The 19,640-nt window shown below is 71.9% G+C and carries 11 protein-coding genes; 4 read left to right on the top strand and 7 right to left on the bottom strand.

What is annotated here, in order from left to right:
- Window positions 1–118: 118 nt before the first annotated feature.
- Both ABZ725_RS49175 and ABZ725_RS49180 read right to left on the bottom strand, forming a co-directional pair.
- A complete protein-coding gene (locus tag ABZ725_RS49175) occupies window positions 119–2,260 on the bottom strand; it encodes a glycosyltransferase (RefSeq protein ID WP_358808903.1) in 2,142 nt (713 codons plus the stop codon).
- Window positions 2,261–2,383: 123 nt separating this feature from the next.
- Entirely contained in the window at window positions 2,384–3,964 is a 1,581-nt protein-coding gene (locus ABZ725_RS49180; RefSeq protein ID WP_358808904.1) for a glycosyltransferase family 4 protein, read from the bottom strand.
- A 321-nt stretch (window positions 3,965–4,285) separates the two neighbouring features.
- On the opposite strand from ABZ725_RS49180, the gene wecB reads away from it, so the two are divergent.
- The 4 genes from wecB to ABZ725_RS49200 all read left to right on the top strand — a co-directional run bounded on the left by wecB (window position 4,286) and on the right by ABZ725_RS49200 (window position 9,604).
- The gene (wecB, locus tag ABZ725_RS49185) at window positions 4,286–5,362 is read left to right on the top strand and encodes a UDP-N-acetylglucosamine 2-epimerase (non-hydrolyzing) (protein WP_351916944.1); all 1,077 of its coding nucleotides are present in this window, start codon (window positions 4,286–4,288) and stop codon (window positions 5,360–5,362) included.
- A gap of 111 nt (window positions 5,363–5,473) precedes the next feature.
- A complete protein-coding gene (locus tag ABZ725_RS49190; RefSeq protein WP_351916942.1) occupies window positions 5,474–6,796 on the top strand; it encodes a glycosyltransferase in 1,323 nt (440 codons plus the stop codon).
- Window positions 6,793–8,457, top strand: a complete 1,665-nt coding sequence (locus ABZ725_RS49195; RefSeq protein WP_358808905.1) for a glycosyltransferase — start codon at window positions 6,793–6,795, stop codon at window positions 8,455–8,457. Before ABZ725_RS49190 ends, ABZ725_RS49195 begins: the two co-directional genes overlap by 4 nt.
- A gap of 16 nt (window positions 8,458–8,473) precedes the next feature.
- Entirely contained in the window at window positions 8,474–9,604 is a 1,131-nt protein-coding gene (locus tag ABZ725_RS49200; protein WP_358808906.1) for an acyltransferase, read from the top strand.
- A 98-nt stretch (window positions 9,605–9,702) separates the two neighbouring features.
- Here the strand turns inward: ABZ725_RS49200 and ABZ725_RS49205 are convergent, their stop codons facing one another.
- The 5 genes from ABZ725_RS49205 to ABZ725_RS49225 form a co-directional block, all read right to left on the bottom strand.
- Window positions 9,703–10,986 carry a nucleotide sugar dehydrogenase gene (locus tag ABZ725_RS49205; protein ID WP_351916937.1) on the bottom strand — a complete coding sequence of 428 codons (1,284 nt, stop codon included), beginning with the start codon at window positions 10,984–10,986 and terminating at the stop codon, window positions 9,703–9,705.
- 9 nt (window positions 10,987–10,995) lie between these two features.
- A complete protein-coding gene (locus tag ABZ725_RS49210; RefSeq protein ID WP_358808907.1) occupies window positions 10,996–12,702 on the bottom strand; it encodes a glycosyltransferase family 2 protein in 1,707 nt (568 codons plus the stop codon).
- A 108-nt stretch (window positions 12,703–12,810) separates the two neighbouring features.
- On the bottom strand, window positions 12,811–13,836 hold the full coding sequence (locus ABZ725_RS49215) for a Gfo/Idh/MocA family oxidoreductase (protein WP_358808908.1): 1,026 nt from the start codon (window positions 13,834–13,836) through the stop codon (window positions 12,811–12,813).
- Window positions 13,833–14,948: a DegT/DnrJ/EryC1/StrS family aminotransferase gene (locus ABZ725_RS49220; protein WP_358808909.1), complete on the bottom strand. Its 1,116-nt coding sequence runs from the start codon at window positions 14,946–14,948 to the stop codon at window positions 13,833–13,835. Before ABZ725_RS49220 ends, ABZ725_RS49215 begins: the two co-directional genes overlap by 4 nt.
- A 461-nt stretch (window positions 14,949–15,409) precedes the next feature.
- Window positions 15,410–19,501 carry an Rne/Rng family ribonuclease gene (locus ABZ725_RS49225; RefSeq protein ID WP_358808910.1) on the bottom strand — a complete coding sequence of 1,364 codons (4,092 nt, stop codon included), beginning with the start codon at window positions 19,499–19,501 and terminating at the stop codon, window positions 15,410–15,412.
- Window positions 19,502–19,640: the final 139 nt, after the last annotated feature.

The raw sequence follows: 19,640 nt of genomic DNA on the forward strand, positions 1-19,640 counted from the left end.
GCGCCCTGTGCGGCACCGCCGCGCTCGCCCTGACCCTGCCCGTCCTGTCGGCCGGCCAGGCCTCGGCCGCGTCCAACAGGACGCGGCCGACCCCCTTTTCGGCGTTCTGTGCGGCGTACTACGCCTTCTCGCCCAGCAGCAGCCGGTCGAACTCCCGGCTCACCACCGACCAGTCCCACATCGTCAGCGCGTGCTTCGCCGCGGGCTCCGTCGCCGCGTGCCAGTTCTCCTCGGTGACCGTGAGCTTCAGGATCCGCTCCGCGGCCTCCTCCGGCGTCGAGACGACCCAGTCGGTCGGGAAGAGCGTGCGCGGTCCGTTCTTCAGCGAGGCGAAGAACGGCCAGTCGCGGACGACCGGGAGGGCGCCGCTGACCGTGCCCTCCACCAGTCCGCAGTGGAAGCTCTCGCGGACCGAGCTGCTGAGGATGACGCCGACCTCGGTGAGCGCCGCCGGCACGTCGTCCGTCTGGCCCACCAGGTGCACGGCGCCGGCCGCCTCGAGCTCCGCCAGGTCGGCCTGGAGGAGGTCGTCGTAGGCGCGGACCGCGGCGCCCGCCTTGCGGGGCAGGCCCTCGCCGATGATCACCAGGCGGTAGCGCTCGTCCTTCTCACGCAGCAGCCGCAGCACCTGCACCGCCCAGCGCGGGTCCTTGGCCACGGCGCTGACGCCGACCAGGCCCAGGTTGAAGCGGGCGTCGGGCCCGGTCTTCGCCCGCTCGAAGGGCACCAGGTCCATGGCGTTGGCGACGACGTGGGTCGTGGCGGTGTCCGGTCCGGCCAGCTGCGGCAGGACCTTCTCGACCACCTCGCGCAGGTGGTCGCTGACGAGTATCAGATCGTCGACCCGCGTGAAGTCCACGACGTGCGGCCAGAACGCGAAGGCCTCGTAGCTGTGCAGCCTGATGACCATGCGCGTGGTGCCGGGGTCGACGGCGGTGAATATCCCGGCCGCGTTGGTGCACCAGTCGACGAAGACGGTGTCGGCCCAGTCCAGGTGGGGCCGCAGGGCCTCCTCCAGCTTGGCCTGGAACGCCGGCTGGCCGCCCAGCGCGTGCTCCATGATCCGCTTGATGCCGCGGACCAGCGGACGCAGCGTGTCGTCCTCGTTGACGTCGAGAAAGCGGATCTCGACGTCGGGGTGGTTCTCGTAGCGGTCCCGGATCGCCTTCAGGAAGGCGGCGTTGGCATATGTCGTGACCAGCAGGCGCAGCGGGCGGTCGGTCGGCGCCGGCGCGGCCGGCAGCGCGCGGCCGCGCGGTGCGGAGAGCGCCTGGAACGCGGCGCTCTTGCGGAAGGCGGCGAGGTAGGAGTCGGGGTCGTCGGCCATCGGCGAGGACACGCCGTCGAAGTGCAGACTCCGGTTGAAGGCGAGGCCGAACGCCGTGGAGAGCTGGTCGGCCGCGGCCCCGAGGTCCTTCTTCTTGTACCGCTGGTCCGCGAGGGTCAGCGCGGCCTCGATGGCCTTGTTGCGGAGCTTCGGGTTGTCGTGCGCGCGGGCCAGGTCGGCGCGGGCCGCGTCGGCCAGCAGGGCCGCGCTGAGCTTGCGGTTGCCGATCCGGTCGGCGGCCTGGTTCAGCACCAGCGTGGCGCCCGTCTTCCGGCCGCCCTTGGTCATGCTCAGGCTCACCCGGCGGGCCAGCTTCGCGCGCATCGCGTCCGGCACCCGGGGCGCCATGACCGCGGTCCGCCAGGCCTTGGCGCCGATCGCGGTGCGCATCACGGCGGGCGACGACGCCCGGCGCAGCACGGCGCCCGCGCTGTGCCGCACGCCGCGCTTGGTGGAGCGCAGGGTGACGGCCGGGGACGGGACGGTACGGACGGCGTCCCGCAGCGCGTAGTGCATCGGGCGCTCACCGCGCGCCTGGAGGGCCCGCAGGCCGGGCGCGACGCCGAAGACCGCGTCGGCGCGCCGGTTGCGCTCGGCGAGCCGCCAGACGGTGTAGACGGCGTGCGCGTCCAGGGCGACGAGGACCTGCGCGCGGCGTGCGTGACGGAGGACCCACCGGTTGCGTTCCGTGCCTGCCCAGGTCCTGCGGGCGGGCGGCAGCTTCGCGACGCGCTTGCCGAAGACGACGCTCCGCTCGGTGGCCGCTTCGGGCAGCGAGCACACGTCGGCGGCGTCGAGCACGCCGTCCACCGCTTCGCGTTCGAAGTAGCCGGCCAGCTGAACGGTCGCTCCCGCGGCCCGGAACTGGTCGACGGCGGCTTTCAGCATCGAGAGCGTCGGCGCCGTGCCGGCGATCAGGAGTACGTGGGTCATGTGAGGAGGTCCTCCACCTGTTCTGCGTTCCGTGCCGGGGACATGCTGTGGGCGTCGGTCCGGCGAAGAGACGTTTCCGTCCCTGCGTCGGCCGGACCGACGCCGTAGGTCACAGCCGTCCCGCTACACGGCCTTCCCGTTGCCGGGCAGCAGCCGGCTGTAGATCTGGTCCAGGACCACGGCCTGGGCCTCCCAGGTCCACTTCTCCAGCAGCCCCGGGTCGTCGTAGGCCGCCCGGTACTGCGCCGGGTTGGCGAGGACGGCCTTGACGGCGCGTACGTAGTCCTCGGTGTCCTGCGCCTTGAAGATCTCGCCCTGGCCGGTCTTCTCGACCATCTCCGCCATGGTGCGGATGTCGCTGACCACCAGCGGCAGCCTGGCCTGGGAGTACTCGAAGAACTTGTTGCTCAGGGCCAGCTCGTGGTTGGGCAGGTGGTGCAGCGGGCTGACCGCGGCGTCCGCCGTGGACAGGAACTCGGGCACCTGCCAGTGCGGCACGAACGGCAGGATGTGGGCACGGTCGCCGACGCCCAGCTCCTCGATCAGCTCGATGATCTTCTTCGTGGCGGGGAAGTGCTTGCCCGACGGCGGCAGGGAGACCAGCGCGACGTGCACGTCCGGCATGTGCGTGAGGCCCTCGATGATGGTCTCGACGCCGCGCACCGGGTTGATGCCGCCGCAGTACGCCAGCAGCGGGGTGTCCGCGTCGACGCCGCACAGTTCGCGCAGGTCGGGGACCGGGTCCACGTCGGCGACCTCGTCGGCGGCCGGGTGCATCACCGGGGCGTTCAGGACGACGTAGGGCGTCTCCGTCAGCTTGTGGCCCTTGACGAGCAGCTCGGCGAGCGAGGGCGAGACGGTGATCGCCGCGTCGGCGAACACCGCGTGCTCCTTCTCCCACGCCACGTGACCGGGGATCCAGCGGTCCTGGTGGGAGTGCAGGCCGGGGACGAACTCGTGCGCGTCCCAGACCAGCTTGACCGGGTGTCCCTCGGCCCGCAGTCGGACGGCGGCACGGGCCGCCACGCCCAGCATGCGGAAGTCGTGCGCGTGGATCAGGTCGGGCTTGAGCTCGTCGATGTGCGGGCCGAAGGCCAGCTCGAAGTCCCACAGGTACGGCAGCAGTCGACGCCAGGCACGCCGGCCCATGGTGATCTGCCAGAACTTGATCTGCAGATGGTCGAGCGGCGTGTTGAACTTGGACCGCTTCCGCTTGGCGCGGCCGGTCATGCGCGAGCGCAGCGAGACCCACTTGCCCGTGATCTTCGCGGCGGCCTTGGGCACGATCAGCCGGGCGGCCGCGCCGCTGGCGCTGGGCTTGCCGGGGCCGTCGGCCTTGGCCGCGGCGGCGCGGAAGCGGAGGTCCGCGCGCCAGGCCTTCACCTGCTGCTTGCGGTAACTGGCGATCTGGGGCGTGCGATACGCGAACGGGCTGCGCCAGCGCAGCCCGTGCCTGTCCTGACGGCTGGGACCGAGCGGACCCGGCTTGGGCACCAGACGGACCTCGGCGTCGCCGATGTTCCAGGTCTGGATCTCGGGAGCGGGCGAGATTCCGAAAAGAACGACCTCCCACCCGGCTTCGGCGGCAGATCGAGCCGACTTCTGGACACGCGAGTCATTTCGGACACCGTTGTCGACCAGCATCACAATTCGGCCTCGGGAGGCCTTGGGCCTTCTCTGCCCGTCGGTGCTGTCGAGCTCCATGTATGTGTGCCTTTCCTGAAATCTGAAGCTTCTGGCACGTTGCAGGAGCCCGCAAGGATGTTCGAGCTCGCACACCAGTTCCGTCCAAAGCGGGCGTCTCGTGCAGTGCACTTGGGCGCTAACGGCACGGCTACAAACCCGATAACCCAGCGCAACACAGCATACCTTCAGCGAAGAGCCGCCCAACGGCCCGTGCCCCGCCGTTGCACGGCCGTTGCCGGGTCGTCGCCGGGCCGTCGCCAGGGCGCGACGTCGCTCCCCGCCACGCCCGTATGATCTGGGTTCGGCCGTCCATACGTTTATTTGGCAGGAGCAGCGCACGTGAAGGTCATCAGTGTCGTGGGCGCACGCCCCCAGTTGGTCAAGCTCGCCCCGATCGCGGCTGCATTCGCCGACACCCCTCACGAGCACGTCATCGTGCACACCGGCCAGCACTACGACGCGGACCTCTCCGACGTCTTCTTCTCGGGCCTCGGCATCCCCGACCCCGATGTGCACCTCGGCGTCGGCTCCGGCGGTCACGGAGAGCAGACGGGCGCGGTCCTCGCCGCCATGGACAAGGTGCTGGAGACGGAGAAGCCCGACTGGGTGCTCGTATACGGCGACACGAACTCGACCGTCGCCGGCGCGCTGTCCGCGGTGAAGCTGCACTACCGCGTCGCCCACCTCGAGGCCGGTCTGCGCTCCTTCAACCGGCGCATGCCCGAGGAGCACAACCGGGTCCTCACCGACCACGCCGCCGACCTGCTCCTCGCCCCGACCGAGGAGGCCATGCGCCACCTCGCCAACGAGGGCCTGAGCCACCGCTCCACGCTCGTCGGCGACGTCATGGTCGACGTGTGCCTGCGCATCCGCGACGCCGTGCTCGCCGGTGAGCACCCCCGCCCGGCGCTGCCCGAGGGCATCGACGCCGACGCCCCCTACCTGGTGTCCACGCTGCACCGTCCGGACAACACCGACGACCCCGAGCGGCTCGCCGCCATCATCGGCGCGCTGGCCGCCCTGCCCGTGCCGGTGGCGCTGCTGGCCCACCCGCGTCTGGTGGCCCGTGCCGAGCAGCACGGCATCAAGCTGAACCAGGGCGCGGTGCACGTCGGCCGTCCCCTTCCCTACGCCGGGCTGGTGGGCGCCGTCCTCGGCTCCGCCGGTGTGGTCACCGACTCCGGCGGCCTGCAGAAGGAGGCCTTCCTGCTGGGCCGCGCCTGCACCACCGTCCGCCCGGAGACGGAGTGGGTCGAGACCCTCGAGGACGGCTGGAACCACCTCGTGCCGGACCCGCACGAGACCCCCGGCTTCACCGAGCTCGCCACGCGCCCGGCGCCCGAGACCCCGCGCGGCACGCCGTACGGTGACGGGAACGCCGCCGTGCGCGCCGTCCAGGCCATCATCGAAGCCTGACCGAGCGCCCGTACTCGTCACCGTTCCATCAGTCTCTCGGAGCACCCCTTGCGAAACGTGATCAAGCGCACCAGGACGACGGGCCCACGCCCCGACGGAGTCCGTCCGCACATGATCTACCTGGCCATCGGCTTCCCGCCCGCGGCCAAGAGCTGTGCGTACCGGATGCGCGAGACGGCGAACAAGTTCGTCGAGCTCGGCTGGGACGTGACCGTGCTCACCATCGCGGAGGAGTCCTGGGAGCGCGAGTACGGGCTCGACCACACCCTCTCCGACCCGGTGGACCCGCGGGTGCGGATCGTCGAGCTCCCGCTGGCCCGCGAGGACCTGGAGACCGACATCCGGCTGTTCACCGAGGACCGGGCGCTGAACCCGATCCGCTGGATGCAGCGGGAGCGCGACCGGCACCTCGAGCACTTCCCCGAGCCGGTGTTCGGCGGCTGGCGGGCGGCCCTGGAGCAGGGCGTCGTGGACATCCACGAGGAGTTCCCCGCCGACCTGCTGCTGGCGAGCTGCGCGCCGTACGTCAACCTGGCGGCCGCCTGGAAGCTGTGGGAGACGCACAAGGTCCCCTACGCGATCGACTTCCGGGACGGCTGGTCGGTCGACGTCATCGGCGGCGGCGAGGCGTTCACCCACGACTCCGAGTCCGGTGAGTGGGAGACGCGCGTCCTGTCGCAGGCCGTCGCCATCTGGTGCGTCAACGACCCGATCGCGGACTTCTACCGGGAGCGCTACCCGCAGCTCGCCGAGCGGGTGCACGTGGTGCGCAACGGGTTCGACCCGGACAGCGTCCCCGAGGTGCACGGCCGGCCGGACCCGGAGAAGGGCCTGACCTTCGGCTACCTGGGCTCGGTGAACTTCAAGCCCGCGTTCCTCGCCACCGTCCTGGACGGCTGGCGGGCGGCACGGGAACGCGACCCCCTGGTGGCCAGGTCCCGGTTCGAGATCCGCGGGCACATCGGCGCGGGCGCCAGCCGTGAGGCCAACGCCCATATGACCCTCATCCGGCAGGCCGAGCCCGACGGCGTGCTCTTCGGCGGCCCGGTGCCCAAGGCGGAGGTCGGACCGACCTACGGCCGCTGGGACGCGCTGGTCCTGATGCTCGTCGGCGGCCGCTTCGTCACCTCGGGCAAGGTGTACGAGTTCATGGCCTCGGGGCTGCCGGTGGTCTCCGCCCACGAGGTGGACCACGACGCCTCCGCCGTGCTCGCCGGGCACCCCCTGTGGACCGGGGCCTGCGGCCTCGACGTGGAGGGCATCGCGGACTCGTTCGTCAAGGCGGCCCGGATGGCCGTCGAGACGACCGCCGAGCAGCGGGCCGAAGCACGCGCCCACGCCGCGCGGTTCACCCGCGGCCTGCTGATGGCCCCCGCGGCCGAGCAGTTGAGCGACGCCGTCCGCCCCGCGCTCGCCGGGAGCCCGCGGGCATGACGAACGTCAAACGGGGGGTTCTGCGGCTGCCCGGAGCGGTGGCCCGACGCGCACTTCACCCGAACGTGCTGCGGACCGGCGCGGGTGCGCGCGCCTGGCGGTTCGTGGTGTCGGCTCCAGGCCTGTCCGACTCGTTGCGCTTCCGTATCGCCCAGCGCGTGCGTGAGGGCCTGGACAAGGCCAACCGGCCCGAGGGCGCGGTACTCACCCTCAGCTCCGCCGCCAGCCGCACGAGCAACGCGCGCCACCGGGCCGACCTGCTCGGCGACGCGGCCCGGCTCGAACTGGCGCGCGGCCGGACCCCGCGTGCCCTGACCGCCGCGGTCTCCGCCGAACTCTCCTACGCCGACGCCCAGTTGGCCGACGGCGACGCCACGACAGCCGCCGCCTCCGCGGTCCGCGCGCTCCAGCTCTCCTTCCACCGGGTGCTGCACTTCGACCGGACCTCCTCCCCGCTCGCCAAGGACCCCGGCGCCTACCTGGCCCAGCTGCACGCCAGCTCGGCCGTCCGGGCGCTGACCGAGGGAGCGGGCCGGGCCACCGAGGCCGCCGCCCCGCCGACCGACCGGCCGCTGCGCCTGCTGTTCGTCACCTGGGGCAACGCGAACTTCCTCCGCGAGATCCACGACCACTACCGGGCCCACCCCGACGTCGAGGTGCGCTCGCTGGACCTGAAGGACGAGCCGGACCTCGACGAGCTGGCCGGCTCCCTCACCCGTATCGCGGCCCACCGCCTCGGCGAGGAGCCGGAGTTCGGCCGACGGGCCGAGGAACTGCTGCGTCCGCACCTGGACTGGGCGGACACCGCGTTCGTCGACTGGTGCGTCGGACCGGCCGCGCTGCTGACCTCTGTCGACCCCGGGGACACCCGGATCGTCGTGCGCCTGCACAGCGCCGAGACCTTCAGCCCGTGGCCGTTCCTGGTCGACTTCTCCCGCGTCGACGACCTGATCTTCGTCGGCGCCCATCTGCGCGACCTGACCGTCGCGGTCGTGCCGCAGCTCGCGGCCGGGCAGGACCGGCCGGTCCCCCGGCTGCACGTCATCGCCAACGCCATGGACCTGGCCGCCCAGGCCCGCCCCAAGACGGACGAGGCGCGCTTCACCCTCGGCGTGACGGGCATCTCGTCGGTGGCCAAGGATCCCCGCTGGGCCATCGAGGTCCTGCGCATCCTGCGCGCCGAGGACCCCCGCTACCGCCTCCTGCTGATCGGCGAGGACGTGGACGCGAAGCTCAGCGCCGCCGCCCGCGCCTACGCCCGGCTCTACCGCCAGGACCTGGCCGAGCTCGAGCCCTTGGGCGCCGTCCGCAGGCTCGGCCAACTGGACGACGTCCCCGCCGCGTTGACCGACGTCGGCGTCATCCTGAGCTCCTCCGTGCGGGAGAGCTTCCACTGCGGGTTCGTCGAGGGCGCCGCGAGCGGGGCCGTGCCGGTGGGCCGCGACTGGCCGTTCTTCGCGGGCAAGGCCAACGGCGCCCGCACCCTGTTCCCCGCCGACTGGGTCGTCACCACCCCGCAGGAGGCCGCCGAGCGGATCCTGAAGGTCACGGCGACCCCCGAGAGCTGGCGGCAGGCCGGACAGGCGGCATCCGCACACGCTCTGGCAGCATGGGACTGGCCGGTCGTACGCGAGGAGTTCGACCGCGTCCTGCTGCCCTGAAGCCGAAGGACTCTCCTTGACCTCGATACCCGGGCCTGGTCGCGACCGGCTTCCGTCGCTGACCGGGCTCCGTTTCTGGGCGGCTCTGCTGGTCGTCCTGTACCACCTTTCCCGCCAGGTCGGCACCGTCCCGTACCTCAGCGAGACGGTCTGGTACGGCCGTAGTGGTGTGACGTTCTTCTTCGTTCTCTCGGGTGTCGTCCTCGCCTGGACGTACGACGGCGCCCGGGTCCCCGTCAAGGTCTTCCTGTGGCGGCGCTTCGCCCGCATCTGGCCCCTGCTCGCGGTCAGCGTCGGCCTCTCGGTCGCCGTGTGGCACGTCATGGACCGGGCCGTGTCGCTCAAGGCGGTCGCCGCGACGCTGCTGGCGGTGCACGCCTGGTTCCCGCAGCCGGTGATGTTCACGGGAGGCAACCCGGCGGCCTGGTCGCTCAGCGACGAAGCCTGGTTCTACCTCGTCTTCCCCGCGCTGCTGGCCCTGCTCGCCGGGCGCCGTGCCCGGGTCTGGGTCTGGACCGCGGTCGCCGTCACCTGCGCCGCGCTCGTGCTGTGGCCCGCCCTGTCCGGGTTCTCGCCCACCACCCGCAGCTGGGCGCTGGACTACCTGCCGCTGACCCGCTCCCTGCAGTTCGTGCTGGGCGTGGTGGCCGGGCTGGCGCTCAAGCGCGGCTGGCGGCCTCCCGTTCCGCTGTGGGCGGCCGCCGGGCTCGTCATCGGCTGGCATCTGGCCCTGATCCCCTGGTCGCACGCGGTGCCGGACGCCCTCTGGTACAGCCCCTACACCGCGTCACAGTGGCTGTCCGCACCGATCTTCGCGGCCCTGATCTGCGCCGCCGCCCGCGCCGACCTCGACGGCAGGCGCACCGGTCTCGGCGGGGCCTGGATGATCAGGCTGGGGCACTGGTCGTTCGCCTGGTACCTGATCCACGAGATCGTGATCCGGGCGGCCGTCTTCCACTGGGGCAGACCCGCCCCCGGCGCCGAGACGCTCGTCTTCTGGGCAGGCGTGCTGGCGGCCAGCCTGGCCGCAGCGGGCGCTGCGTACCACTGGGTGGAGCACCCGGCGGAACGCCGGCTGCGCCGCGTCGGCCCGTCCGTCAGCAGCCCCCGGCAGACCGAGCCCCGGACCCCCGTGGGCACGCAGTAGGCGACGGCGACACCGCGAAACGGCTCCGGCCCCTGGCCTCGTCCAAAACGAGGCAGGGGCCGGAGCCGTCGGCTTGTATCGCGTGCTCAGCCGCGTGCTCAGCCGCCGATGACGACGCGACGGACGCCCTTCCAGGCCTCCGGGTCCGTCGTGCGGCGACCGTCGACCAGGACGGTGACGTCCGGCAGGTCCGCCGGGGTCAGGGTGCGGTACTCCGCGTGGTCGGCCTGCAGGATCGCCGCGGTGACCTTCTCGCCGGCGTGCGGGGTGAGACCGTGGGCGGCGAGCTCCTCGTCCGTGTACATCGGGTCCGAGACGAAGGGGACCGCGCCGCGCGCCTTGAGGGCCTCGACGGTCGGGAAGACGCCCGAGAAGGCCGTCTCCTTCACGCCACCGCGGTACGCGGCGCCCAGCACCAGCACGCCCACGCCGGTCAGGTCGCCGTAGGCGGCGGCCAGCAGGTCGACGGCGTACTCGGGCATCGCGGCGTTCGCCTCACGGGCGGAGCGCACGACGGTCGCGGCCGGGTCGTTCCACAGGTACATCCGCGGGTAGATCGGGATGCAGTGACCGCCGACGGCGATGCCCGGCTGGTGGATGTGGCTGAAGGGCTGCGAGTTGCAGGCCTCGATGACCTTCTTGACGTCGATGTCGTTCTGGTCGGCGAAGCGCGCGAACTGGTTCGCCAGGCCGATGTTGACGTCCCGGTAGGTCGTCTCGGCCAGCTTGGCCAGCTCGGAGGCCTCGGCGGTGCCCAGGTCCCAGACGCCGTTGGCCTGCGGCAGGTCGGCGCGCTCGTCGAAGTCGAGGACCTGCTCGTAGAACTCCACGCCACGGGCCGCCGACGCCTCGTCGATGCCGCCGACCAGCTTGGGGTAGCGGCGCAGGTCGGCGAAGACCCGGCCGGTCAGCACGCGCTCCGGGGAGAACACCAGGTGGAAGTCCTCGCCCGCGGTCAGGCCCGAGCCCTCGGCCAGCATCGGCGCCCAGCGGGTGCGGGTGGTGCCGACCGGGAGGGTCGTCTCGTAGGAGACCAGCGTGCCGGGCTTGAGGCCCTGCGCGATCGCCTTCGTCGCGGAGTCCATCCAGCCGAAGTCCGGGGTGCCCTCGGCGTCCACGAACAGCGGGACGACCACGACGACGGCCTCGGACTCGGCGACCGCGGAGGCGGTGTCCGTGGTCGCGCTCAGCAGACCGGCGTCGACGGCCTGCTTCAGCTTGACGTCGAGGTCGTGCTCGCCGGGGAACGGCTCGACGCCGGCGTTGACCAGCTCGACGACCTTCTCGTTGACGTCCGCGCCGATGACCCGGTGGCCCTTGGAGGCGAACTGCACGGCCAGCGGCAGGCCGATCTTGCCGAGTGCTACTACACAGATGTTCATGGAGGGTCGCTACTTCCTTTTGGAACCGGTCGGCTTCTTGAAACCGGCGGACTTCAACTTTCTGACGCCGACCGCTCTCACGCGGCCGGCCAGGGACTTCAGCTTCCGGGGGGGAGCTGCCAGCGCCCGGAGGATCAGTGCCCTCTTCGGCGGGTGCATCTGGGCCGTGTCGATCACCACGCGGCCCTTGTCGTTGACCAGGGCGGACGCCCGGTAGGGGTCCCCCTCCCGCCCCCACTGGCGGGCCAGCGGCATGGGCAGGTCCGTGCCGCGCACGGGGATCTCGTACGTCGTGCCGACGAGAGTCACATACAGGCGCACACCGCGCTTGGCGGTGACGTACTCCAGCGGGATCCGGGCATGCAGCACGCCGGAGGCGCCGTCCTCGGCAGGCTTCACCACCTGCTCGCCGACCGTTTCCGGGAGCTTGGCGCCGCTCTTCAGCTTCCGTGCGCCCGGCTTGTCGGCCGACTTGGGCATGGCGCCGTTCGCGAGCCGCAGGCTGACCCCGTCGAGGCCGCCGAGGACGGGCACCCGCACGGACACCGTGTAGGTGAGGCCGTCGCCCTCCTGCTCCCAGTCGGAGGCGAGCAGCCGGGTGCCCGGGGCGAGCTGGGCGGCGACCGAGCCCCCGGGCAGCACCTCGAACAAGCGGTCGGGCAGGCCGAGTCGCGGGTCGCGGAAGCCGGGGTAGCGGGCGAAGGCGCGGTCGTCCTCGACGAGGAACATGACCCCGTTCTCCGCCTCCGAGCTGATCATCTCGACCAGTTCGTCGACCGCGCCGGCCTGGGCCAGCGCGATGCGCACCCGGCGCTTGACGTCCATGGCGTCCCGGATGCCGTCGGTGAAGTACGCGTCGGCCAGCTCGGCGATGCCCGCGCAGATCCGCCGCTGGAGCTCGCGGTCCAGACCCGGGAAGTCGTCCTGGACCAGCTTGGCCAGCTCCCAGGTGAAGTGCCTGCGCAGCAGGGCGTCACGCTGCGGTCCGGCCTCGATGAGGGCGGCTGCGGAGCCCATCATCTCGGCGGTGCACTCGAGCCGGGAGAGGTGGTCGGCGCGGTAGGTGATGTTGCTGTTGTCGCCGCGCTTGACCGCGTAGTAGCAGGTGTAGTTGGCGACCACGGAGATCTTGCGGGCCCGTACGAGGGCCTCGATGGTGAACGGCTGGTCGCTGCCCACGGCCATGTGCTCCGGGAAACGCAGCCGGTGCTTCTCGACCATCTCCCGGCGGAACAGCTTGGTGTTGGCCAGGGTGTAGGGCACCCCCGGCTCGTCCAGGGCGACTTCGCGGTTGCCGTGCTGGAAGAGCTCCTGGTGCACGTACCGGCCGTTGGTGCCGACCATCTTGCCGACCACGACGTCCGAGTCGTGCTTGTCGGCGTACTTCACCATGCGCTCGAGGGCTTCCTCGCCGAGGTAGTCGTCGGAGCCTATGAAGTACACATAACGGCCGGTGGCCACGTCCAGCGCACGGTTGCTGGGCGCGGCCGGGCCGCCGGAATTCGGCTGGTGGATCACTTTGACGGTGTCCGGGTACAGCGCCGCGAACCGGTCGAGTTCGCGGCCGCTGTCGTCCGTGGAGCCGTCGTCGACAGCGACGATCTCCAGGCGCTCACGTCCGATGGTCTGATTGACCAGGGAGTTCAGGCACTCCGTCAGGTACGGCATCGTGTTGTAGACCGCGACGACGACACTGACGTCAGGCGCAGCACTCATGCTCGGGCTCCTGGTCTCCGCCAGCCGGGACGGCTGGGTCCTGCGGGGAAAGTCTCACAGAACATAGGAGTCCTACCGAGCACGCACCGTTCCCCCGATGTGTGATGCTCAGCTGCCATGGACGGCCAGGTCCTCCACCGGAAGGGTAACGCTGGTGTTCGTCATGGCCGATTCGAGGAGCGCAGCGGCCACCTCGACGGTGCGCATGCCCTGGCGCAGGGTGCAGATGTCGGCTTCCTTGCCGAGCACGGCGTCGCGGAAGAGCTCGTGCTCGACCTGCAGCGGCTCGCGCTTCGGGATGGCGTACCGGATCATGTCGCCCTCGGAGACACCGCGGAAGGCCTGCAGGGCCTCCCACTCGGTGGTCACCGCGGCGTTGGAGTGGAACGTGAGGTCGGCGGTGAGGGTGTCGGCGATGAAGCAGCCGCGCTCACCGGTGACCGAGGTGAACCGCTCCTTCAGCGGGCTCAGCCAGTTCACCAGGTGGTTGACCATGGTGCCGTCGTCGAGCCGACCCACCGCGGAGACCATGTCCTCGTGCTCACGTCCGCTCTTGGAGACGGTGTGCGCGGCGATGGACACGTACTGCCGACCGGTCACCCAGCCGGTGAGGTCGATGTCGTGCGTGGCGAGGTCCTTGACCACGCCGACGTCCGCGATGCGGTGCGGGAAGGGACCCTGACGACGGGTGACGACCTGGTAGACGTCTCCCAGCTCGCCGGCCTCCAGCCGCGCGCGCAGCGACATCAGCGCCGGGTTGCACCGCTCGATGTGACCGACGCCGGCCACCAGCCCCCGCGACTCGAACGCCTCGACGAGACGGCGGGCGCCCTCGACGGACTCCGCGAGCGGCTTCTCGACCAGCGCGCACACGCCGGCCTCGGCGAGCGCCAGGCCGACCGGCTCGTGCAGCGCGGTGGGACAGGCCACGACGGCGTAGTCCACGCCGAGGGCGATGAGCTCCTCGACGGTGTCCAGGATCGGCGCGCCCTGGGCGGCGCCGAACTTGTCGCCCATCGGGTCGACGACGCCGACGAGGTCGACGCCGTCCAGACCCGACAGGACACGGGCGTGGTGACGCCCCATGGAACCGAGGCCGACGAGTCCCGCCCGCAGCGACTTCCCGGTACTCACAGCTGCTCCCCCAGAGCATTGACGGTGGTGACGATGCGCTCCAGGTCCTGCGTGGACAGGGCCGGGTGCACGGGCAGCGACACGACCTCGGAGGCCGCGCGGTCCGTCTCGGGCAGGTCCCAGGTGCGACCCGCCTTCTGGTCCGGCTCCCAGTACGGCTTCAGCCGGTGGATGGGCGTCGGGTAGTACACCGCGTTGCCGATGCCGGCCTCGGTCAGCTTGGCCATGGCGGCGTCGCGGTCGCCCTGGATGCGGACCGTGTACTGGTGGTAGATGTGCCGGGCGCCGTCGGCGACCTTGGGCGTGATCACGTTCGGCGTCGTGATGTGCTCGGTGAGGAACGCGGCGTTGGCGATGCGCTGCTCGGTCCAGCCGTCCAGCTTGCGGCGCTGCACACGGCCGATGGCCGCCGACACGTCCGTCATCCGCACGTTCGCGCCGACGATCTCGTTGGCGTAGCGCTTCTCCATGCCCTGGTTGCGCAGCAGGCGCAGGGTCCGCGCGGTCTCCGCGTCCCCGGTGGAGATCATGCCGCCCTCGAGGCTGTGCATGTTCTTCGTCGGGTAGAAGCTGAACGTGCCCGCGGCGCCGAAGGCGCCGACCGGGGTGCCGTGCAGCGCGGCCGCGTGGGCCTGGCAGGCGTCCTCGATCACGGCGAGCCCGTGCTGCTCGGCGATCGCCATGATCTTGTCCATGGCGGCCGGGTGACCGTACAGGTGCACCGGCATGATCGCGGCGGTGCGCGGCGACAGGGCCGCCTCGACCGCGGCCGGGTCCAGGCAGAACGTCTCCGGGTCGATGTCGGCGAAGACGACGTCGGCGCCGACCAGCCGCACCGCGTTGGCGGAGGCGGCGAAGGAGAACGACGGCACGATGACCTCGTCGCCCGGGCCGAGGCCGAGGGCGAGGAGGGAAAGGTGCAGCGCGGAGGTGCCGGAGTTGACCGCGACGCAGTGGCGGCCGGCGACCAGCTCCGAGAACTCCTCCTCGAACGCGGCCACCTCGGGCCCCTGCACGACCATGCCGCTGCGCAGCACGCGCACGGCAGCCTCGATCTCCTCTTCGGAGATCACAGGCTTGGCGGCCGGTATGAACTCATGGGCGTCGGTCATCGACATCCCCTCCTCGTACGGCGACCTCGAAGGCGCACCACGTCATGCGTCGTCGGGAAGGGGCCGTGTCGATGCTCAGCACGGCCGCATCCCTGGTTGTCCGCCGAGCCTCGGTGCGGGCGGACGGTTTGTATACAGGACCCCGCTCCCCCCAAAGGGTTCCGTGCGGGAAGTCAGCCGTGTCCGGTTGTGAAGACCGGATGTGCTCATCGGCTGTGGTCACGGTGTGCATGTCTCTGGCCACCGGGACCACGGTGCACGTTACCAGCCTGCGGACGGCGATTTTCCCTAGGGTTACCACAGCGAAACCCACCGTACGGGTGGGCTGCACCACAGCGAGACACAGAGTAACTCCCCTGTGAACTCACTGCGACACGGCGCATGGACGCTCACCCGGAGAGACGGCGGTGCGGGCATCCGATGGTTCCGGATGCCCGCACCGCCGTTCGCTCAGACGAACATCAGTCCTCTGTGGTTGCTGTGACGGACGGCACGCTCTGCTGCGCCGCCGCCGTCTTCTTCGACGCGGCCTTCTTCGCCGTCGTCTTCTTGGCGACGGTCTTCTTCGCGGCCGTCTTCTTGGCCGCGACCGTCTTCTTGGTCGCCGCCTTCTTCGCCGTGGCCTTCTTCGCCGTCTTGCGCGCGGCCGTCTTCTTCGCCGGAGCCGCCTCCGCCTCGGCCTCCTCGACGGGCGCCTCGGCCTCAGGGGCCTCTGCCTCGGCGGCGACCTCCGCCGGGGCCGACGGGACGACCACGACGGCCGTCTCCTCGGACGCGGTCGGCGCGGTGGCCTTGCGCACGGCACGGCGCCGCGGGCGGGCCGGGGCCGCGCTCTCGACGACGGGCTCGGCGACCTGCTCGGCCTCGGGCTGCTCCACCGGAGCGACCTCGGCGGCCGGCGCCTCGACGACCGGAGCCTGCGCGGGAGCCGGCTCGGCGACCGTCACCACGGCGGCCTCCGCACCCGCGGGCGAACCGGCCGGCGCGGACACCTTGCGGGTGGCACGACGGCGCGTACGCCCCTTGGGCGCGGCCTCGTCGACGACCGGAGCCTCCGGCGCCTCGACGACCGGGTCCTCCACGGCGACCGGCTCGGCCTGCGCGACGACCGACTCGACGACGGCCTCCGGCGCGGCGGGCGCCGCCACGACCGGCTCGGCGACTTCCTCGACGGCCTCGGCGGGCTCCGCCGCGGCGAACGACTCGGAGCCGCCCGCCCTGCGCGACTGACCGCCGCGCGGCGCACCCGCCGGAGCGGACGCCCGGCGGCTCGCCCGACGACGGCCCCGGCCACGCGTGGCGGCGGCCTCCGCCTCGGCGATGCTGCTGTACAGCTCCTCGTCGGGCGCATAGTCGGGGGCCGGGAGCGCGATCGGCTCGGCCGCCTCGGCGGCGACCTCGGCCTCGCTCTCCGCTTCCTCCTCGGCGCTCACCAGGGTCTCGGCGACCTCGGTGGCCACAGCGGCCTCGTGCTCGTGCTCGTGGACGTCACCGCCGCGGCCGCGCTTCTTGCGCTTGCCACCGCCGCCGACCGCGGTCGGCTGCTCCATGTGGACGATGACACCGCGCCCGTTGCAGTGCACACAGGTCTCGGAGAACGACTCCAGCAGACCCTGCCCGACCCGCTTACGGGTCATCTGCACGAGCCCCAGCGAGGTCACCTCGGCGACCTGGTGCTTCGTGCGGTCGCGGCCCAGGCACTCCAGCAGGCGCCGCAGCACCAGGTCCCGGTTGGACTCCAGCACCATGTCGATGAAGTCGATCACGATGATGCCGCCGAGGTCACGCAGCCGCAGCTGACGCACGATCTCCTCGGCCGCCTCCAGGTTGTTCCTGGTGACCGTCTCCTCGAGGTTGCCGCCCTGACCGGTGAACTTGCCGGTGTTGACGTCGACGACGACCATCGCCTCGGTCCGGTCGATCACCAGCGAACCGCCGCTGGGCAGCCAGACCTTGCGGTCCAGCGCCTTGGCGAGCTGCTCGTCGATCCGGTAGGTGGCGAAGACGTCGACCTCGGAGGTCCACTTCGACAGCCGCTCGGCCAGGTCGGGCGCGACGTGCGACACATACCCGTGGATGGTCGACCAGGCCTCGTCACCACTGACGATGACCTTGGTGAAGTCCTCGTTGAAGATGTCGCGCACGACCCGGACGGTCATGTCCGGCTCGCCGTACAGCAGCGTCGGGGCGTTGCCGCCGTTCTTCGCCTTCTTCTGGATGTCCTCCCACTGCCCCTGCAGCCGCTCGACGTCACGGCGCAGCTCGTCCTCGCTGGCGCCCTCGGCGGCGGTGCGCACGATGACGCCCGCGTCCTCGGGGACGATCTTCTTGAGGATCGTCTTCAGCCGGGCCCGCTCGGTGTCGGGCAGCTTGCGGCTGATGCCGGTCATCGAGCCCTCGGGCACGTACACGAGGTAGCGGCCCGGGAGGGAGACCTGGCTGGTCAGTCGGGCGCCCTTGTGCCCGATCGGGTCCTTCGTCACCTGGACGAGGACCGACTGACCGGACTTGAGAGCGGCCTCGATGCGACGCGGCCCGTTGGCCATGCCGAGCGCCTCGAAGTTGACCTCACCGGCGTACAGGACGGCGTTGCGCCCCTTGCCGATGTCGATGAAGGCGGCCTCCATCGACGGCAGCACGTTCTGCACCTTGCCCAGGTACACGTTGCCGACGTAGGAGGTCGACTGCTCCTTGTTCACGTAGTGCTCGACGAGCACGTTGTCTTCCAGGACGCCGATCTGGGTGCGCTCGCCGCTCTGGCGGACGACCATCACCCGCTCGACGGCCTCACGGCGGGCCAGGAACTCGGCCTCGGTGATGATCGGCACCCGGCGGCGGCCCTGCTCGCGGCCTTCCCGGCGGCGCTGCTTCTTCGCCTCGAGACGGGTCGAGCCCTTGATGGACTGCACCTCGTCGGACGGCTCGGAGGGCTTGCGCGGCTCACGGACCTTGACGACCGTGCGCTCCGGGTCTCCGTCGACCGCTTCGGCCTCGCCGGAGGAGTCACCGGCACGACGACGACGGCGACGGCGGCGACGGCTGCCGGCGGTGGAGCCACCGGCCGCGTCCTCGTCCTCCGCGTCCTCGTCCTCCTGCTCGGCGGTGTCCTCGGCGTCCTCCACGGCCTGCGCGGCGGCGAGCTCGTCGGCTTCGTCCCCGGACTCCCCCTCGCCGTCGGCGGCATCGCCACGACGACGGCGACGGCCGCCACGGCGGCGACGGCGACGCGAGCCGGTCTCCTCGGTCTCGTCGTCACCCTCGTCGGTCTCGTCGACCTCGTCGGGCTCCTCCGACTCGCTCTCCGCCTCGTCCTCGACGGCGGGGGCGGCGGTCTCGACGGGCACGGCGGTGCGGCCGGCCTCCGGCTCCTCGCCGAAACCGGCGCCACGGCGGCGACGACGGCGACGCGAACCGGTCGGCTCCTCGGTGAGCTCCTGAGCCGGCTGAGCCTCCTCGGGCTCCTCGACCTCGGTGGCCTCCGCCTCGGCGGCGGCCGCCTCGGCCGCGGCCCGCAGCGGGGTCTGGAACTGCGGCTCGGCGAACACGGGCGCCTGGAACACGGCGACCGCGGGCCGCGCCGGACGACGCGGCGCGTCCTCCTCGCCATTGCCCTTCACGGGCTCGGGCGCGGAGAAGCCACCGGCGGCCCGACGGACCACACGCCGACGCCCACGCCGCGAACCGGCGTCCTCGTCGGCCTGAGCAGCCTGAGCGGCGGGAACTTCGGGAGCCTTCGGCTCTTCGACGGCGGCGACGGGGGCGGTCTCGGCGGCGACCTCGGTGGTCTCGGCGACCTCGGCCTCGGCGGGCGCAGAGACGCGGCGCGTGGCGCGACGGCGGGTACGGGGAGCGGCTTCGGCGACCTCGGCGGGCGCTTCCTCCGTAGCCACATCCGTCACAGCCGGAACCTCGGCCTCGGCGGCGACGGCGGGCGTCTCCGCCTCCGGGGCGCCGGCGGGCGCGGTGGCCCGGCGGGAGGCACGACGCCGCGTACGCGGAGCAGCCTCGACGACCTCTTCGGCGACCTCGGTCACCTCGGCCGCAGCCTCGGGCTGGGACTCGACGGCGGCGGCCTCGGCAGCCACCTCGGCGGGCGTGGTCACGCGGCGCGTGGCCCGGCGACGGGCACGGCGAGGAGCGGCGTCCTCGGCGGCGGCCTCCTCCACGGGGGCTTCCTCGACGGCCGGTGCGCTCACCTCCGCGGCGGCCACGGGCACGACGGTCTCGGCGACCTCGGCGGCGGCCGGAGCCCCGGCGGGCGCGGAGGCACGCCGGGTGGCCCGGCGGCGCGTACGAGGAGCGGCCTCGACGACCTCTGCCGCCTCCTCCGCCTTGACGTCCTCGTCGAGGACGTCCTCCTCCGCCAACTGCTCGGCGGACTCGACGGCCGGTATGGCCGGCGCCGTGATCTCGGCCGAGGTGTCGGCGGCGCCGACCGGCGGACCCGCCGGTCGGGAAGCGGCCCTGCGCCGACGACGCGGCGGCAGGGTGTCGCTGGGGCTGTTCGATTCGGAGTCCGTCACGGACTCTGTGGATTCGGTTGGCTCGAGCATGCGGGCGTTTCTCCCGTCAGGCTCCCGGGCGCCGCGCCTGGTCCGGCGTCGATCACGGGGGATCGATCGCCGTTGACGTCCGCGGCTCGCGCGATGCGCGGTGCCGCCGTCCGGGGCGCGGGCGCCGCACGGGAGCTCT

Source organism: Streptomyces sp. NPDC006872 (genome assembly GCF_040635845.1).
Lineage (GTDB): Bacteria > Actinomycetota > Actinomycetes > Streptomycetales > Streptomycetaceae > Streptomyces.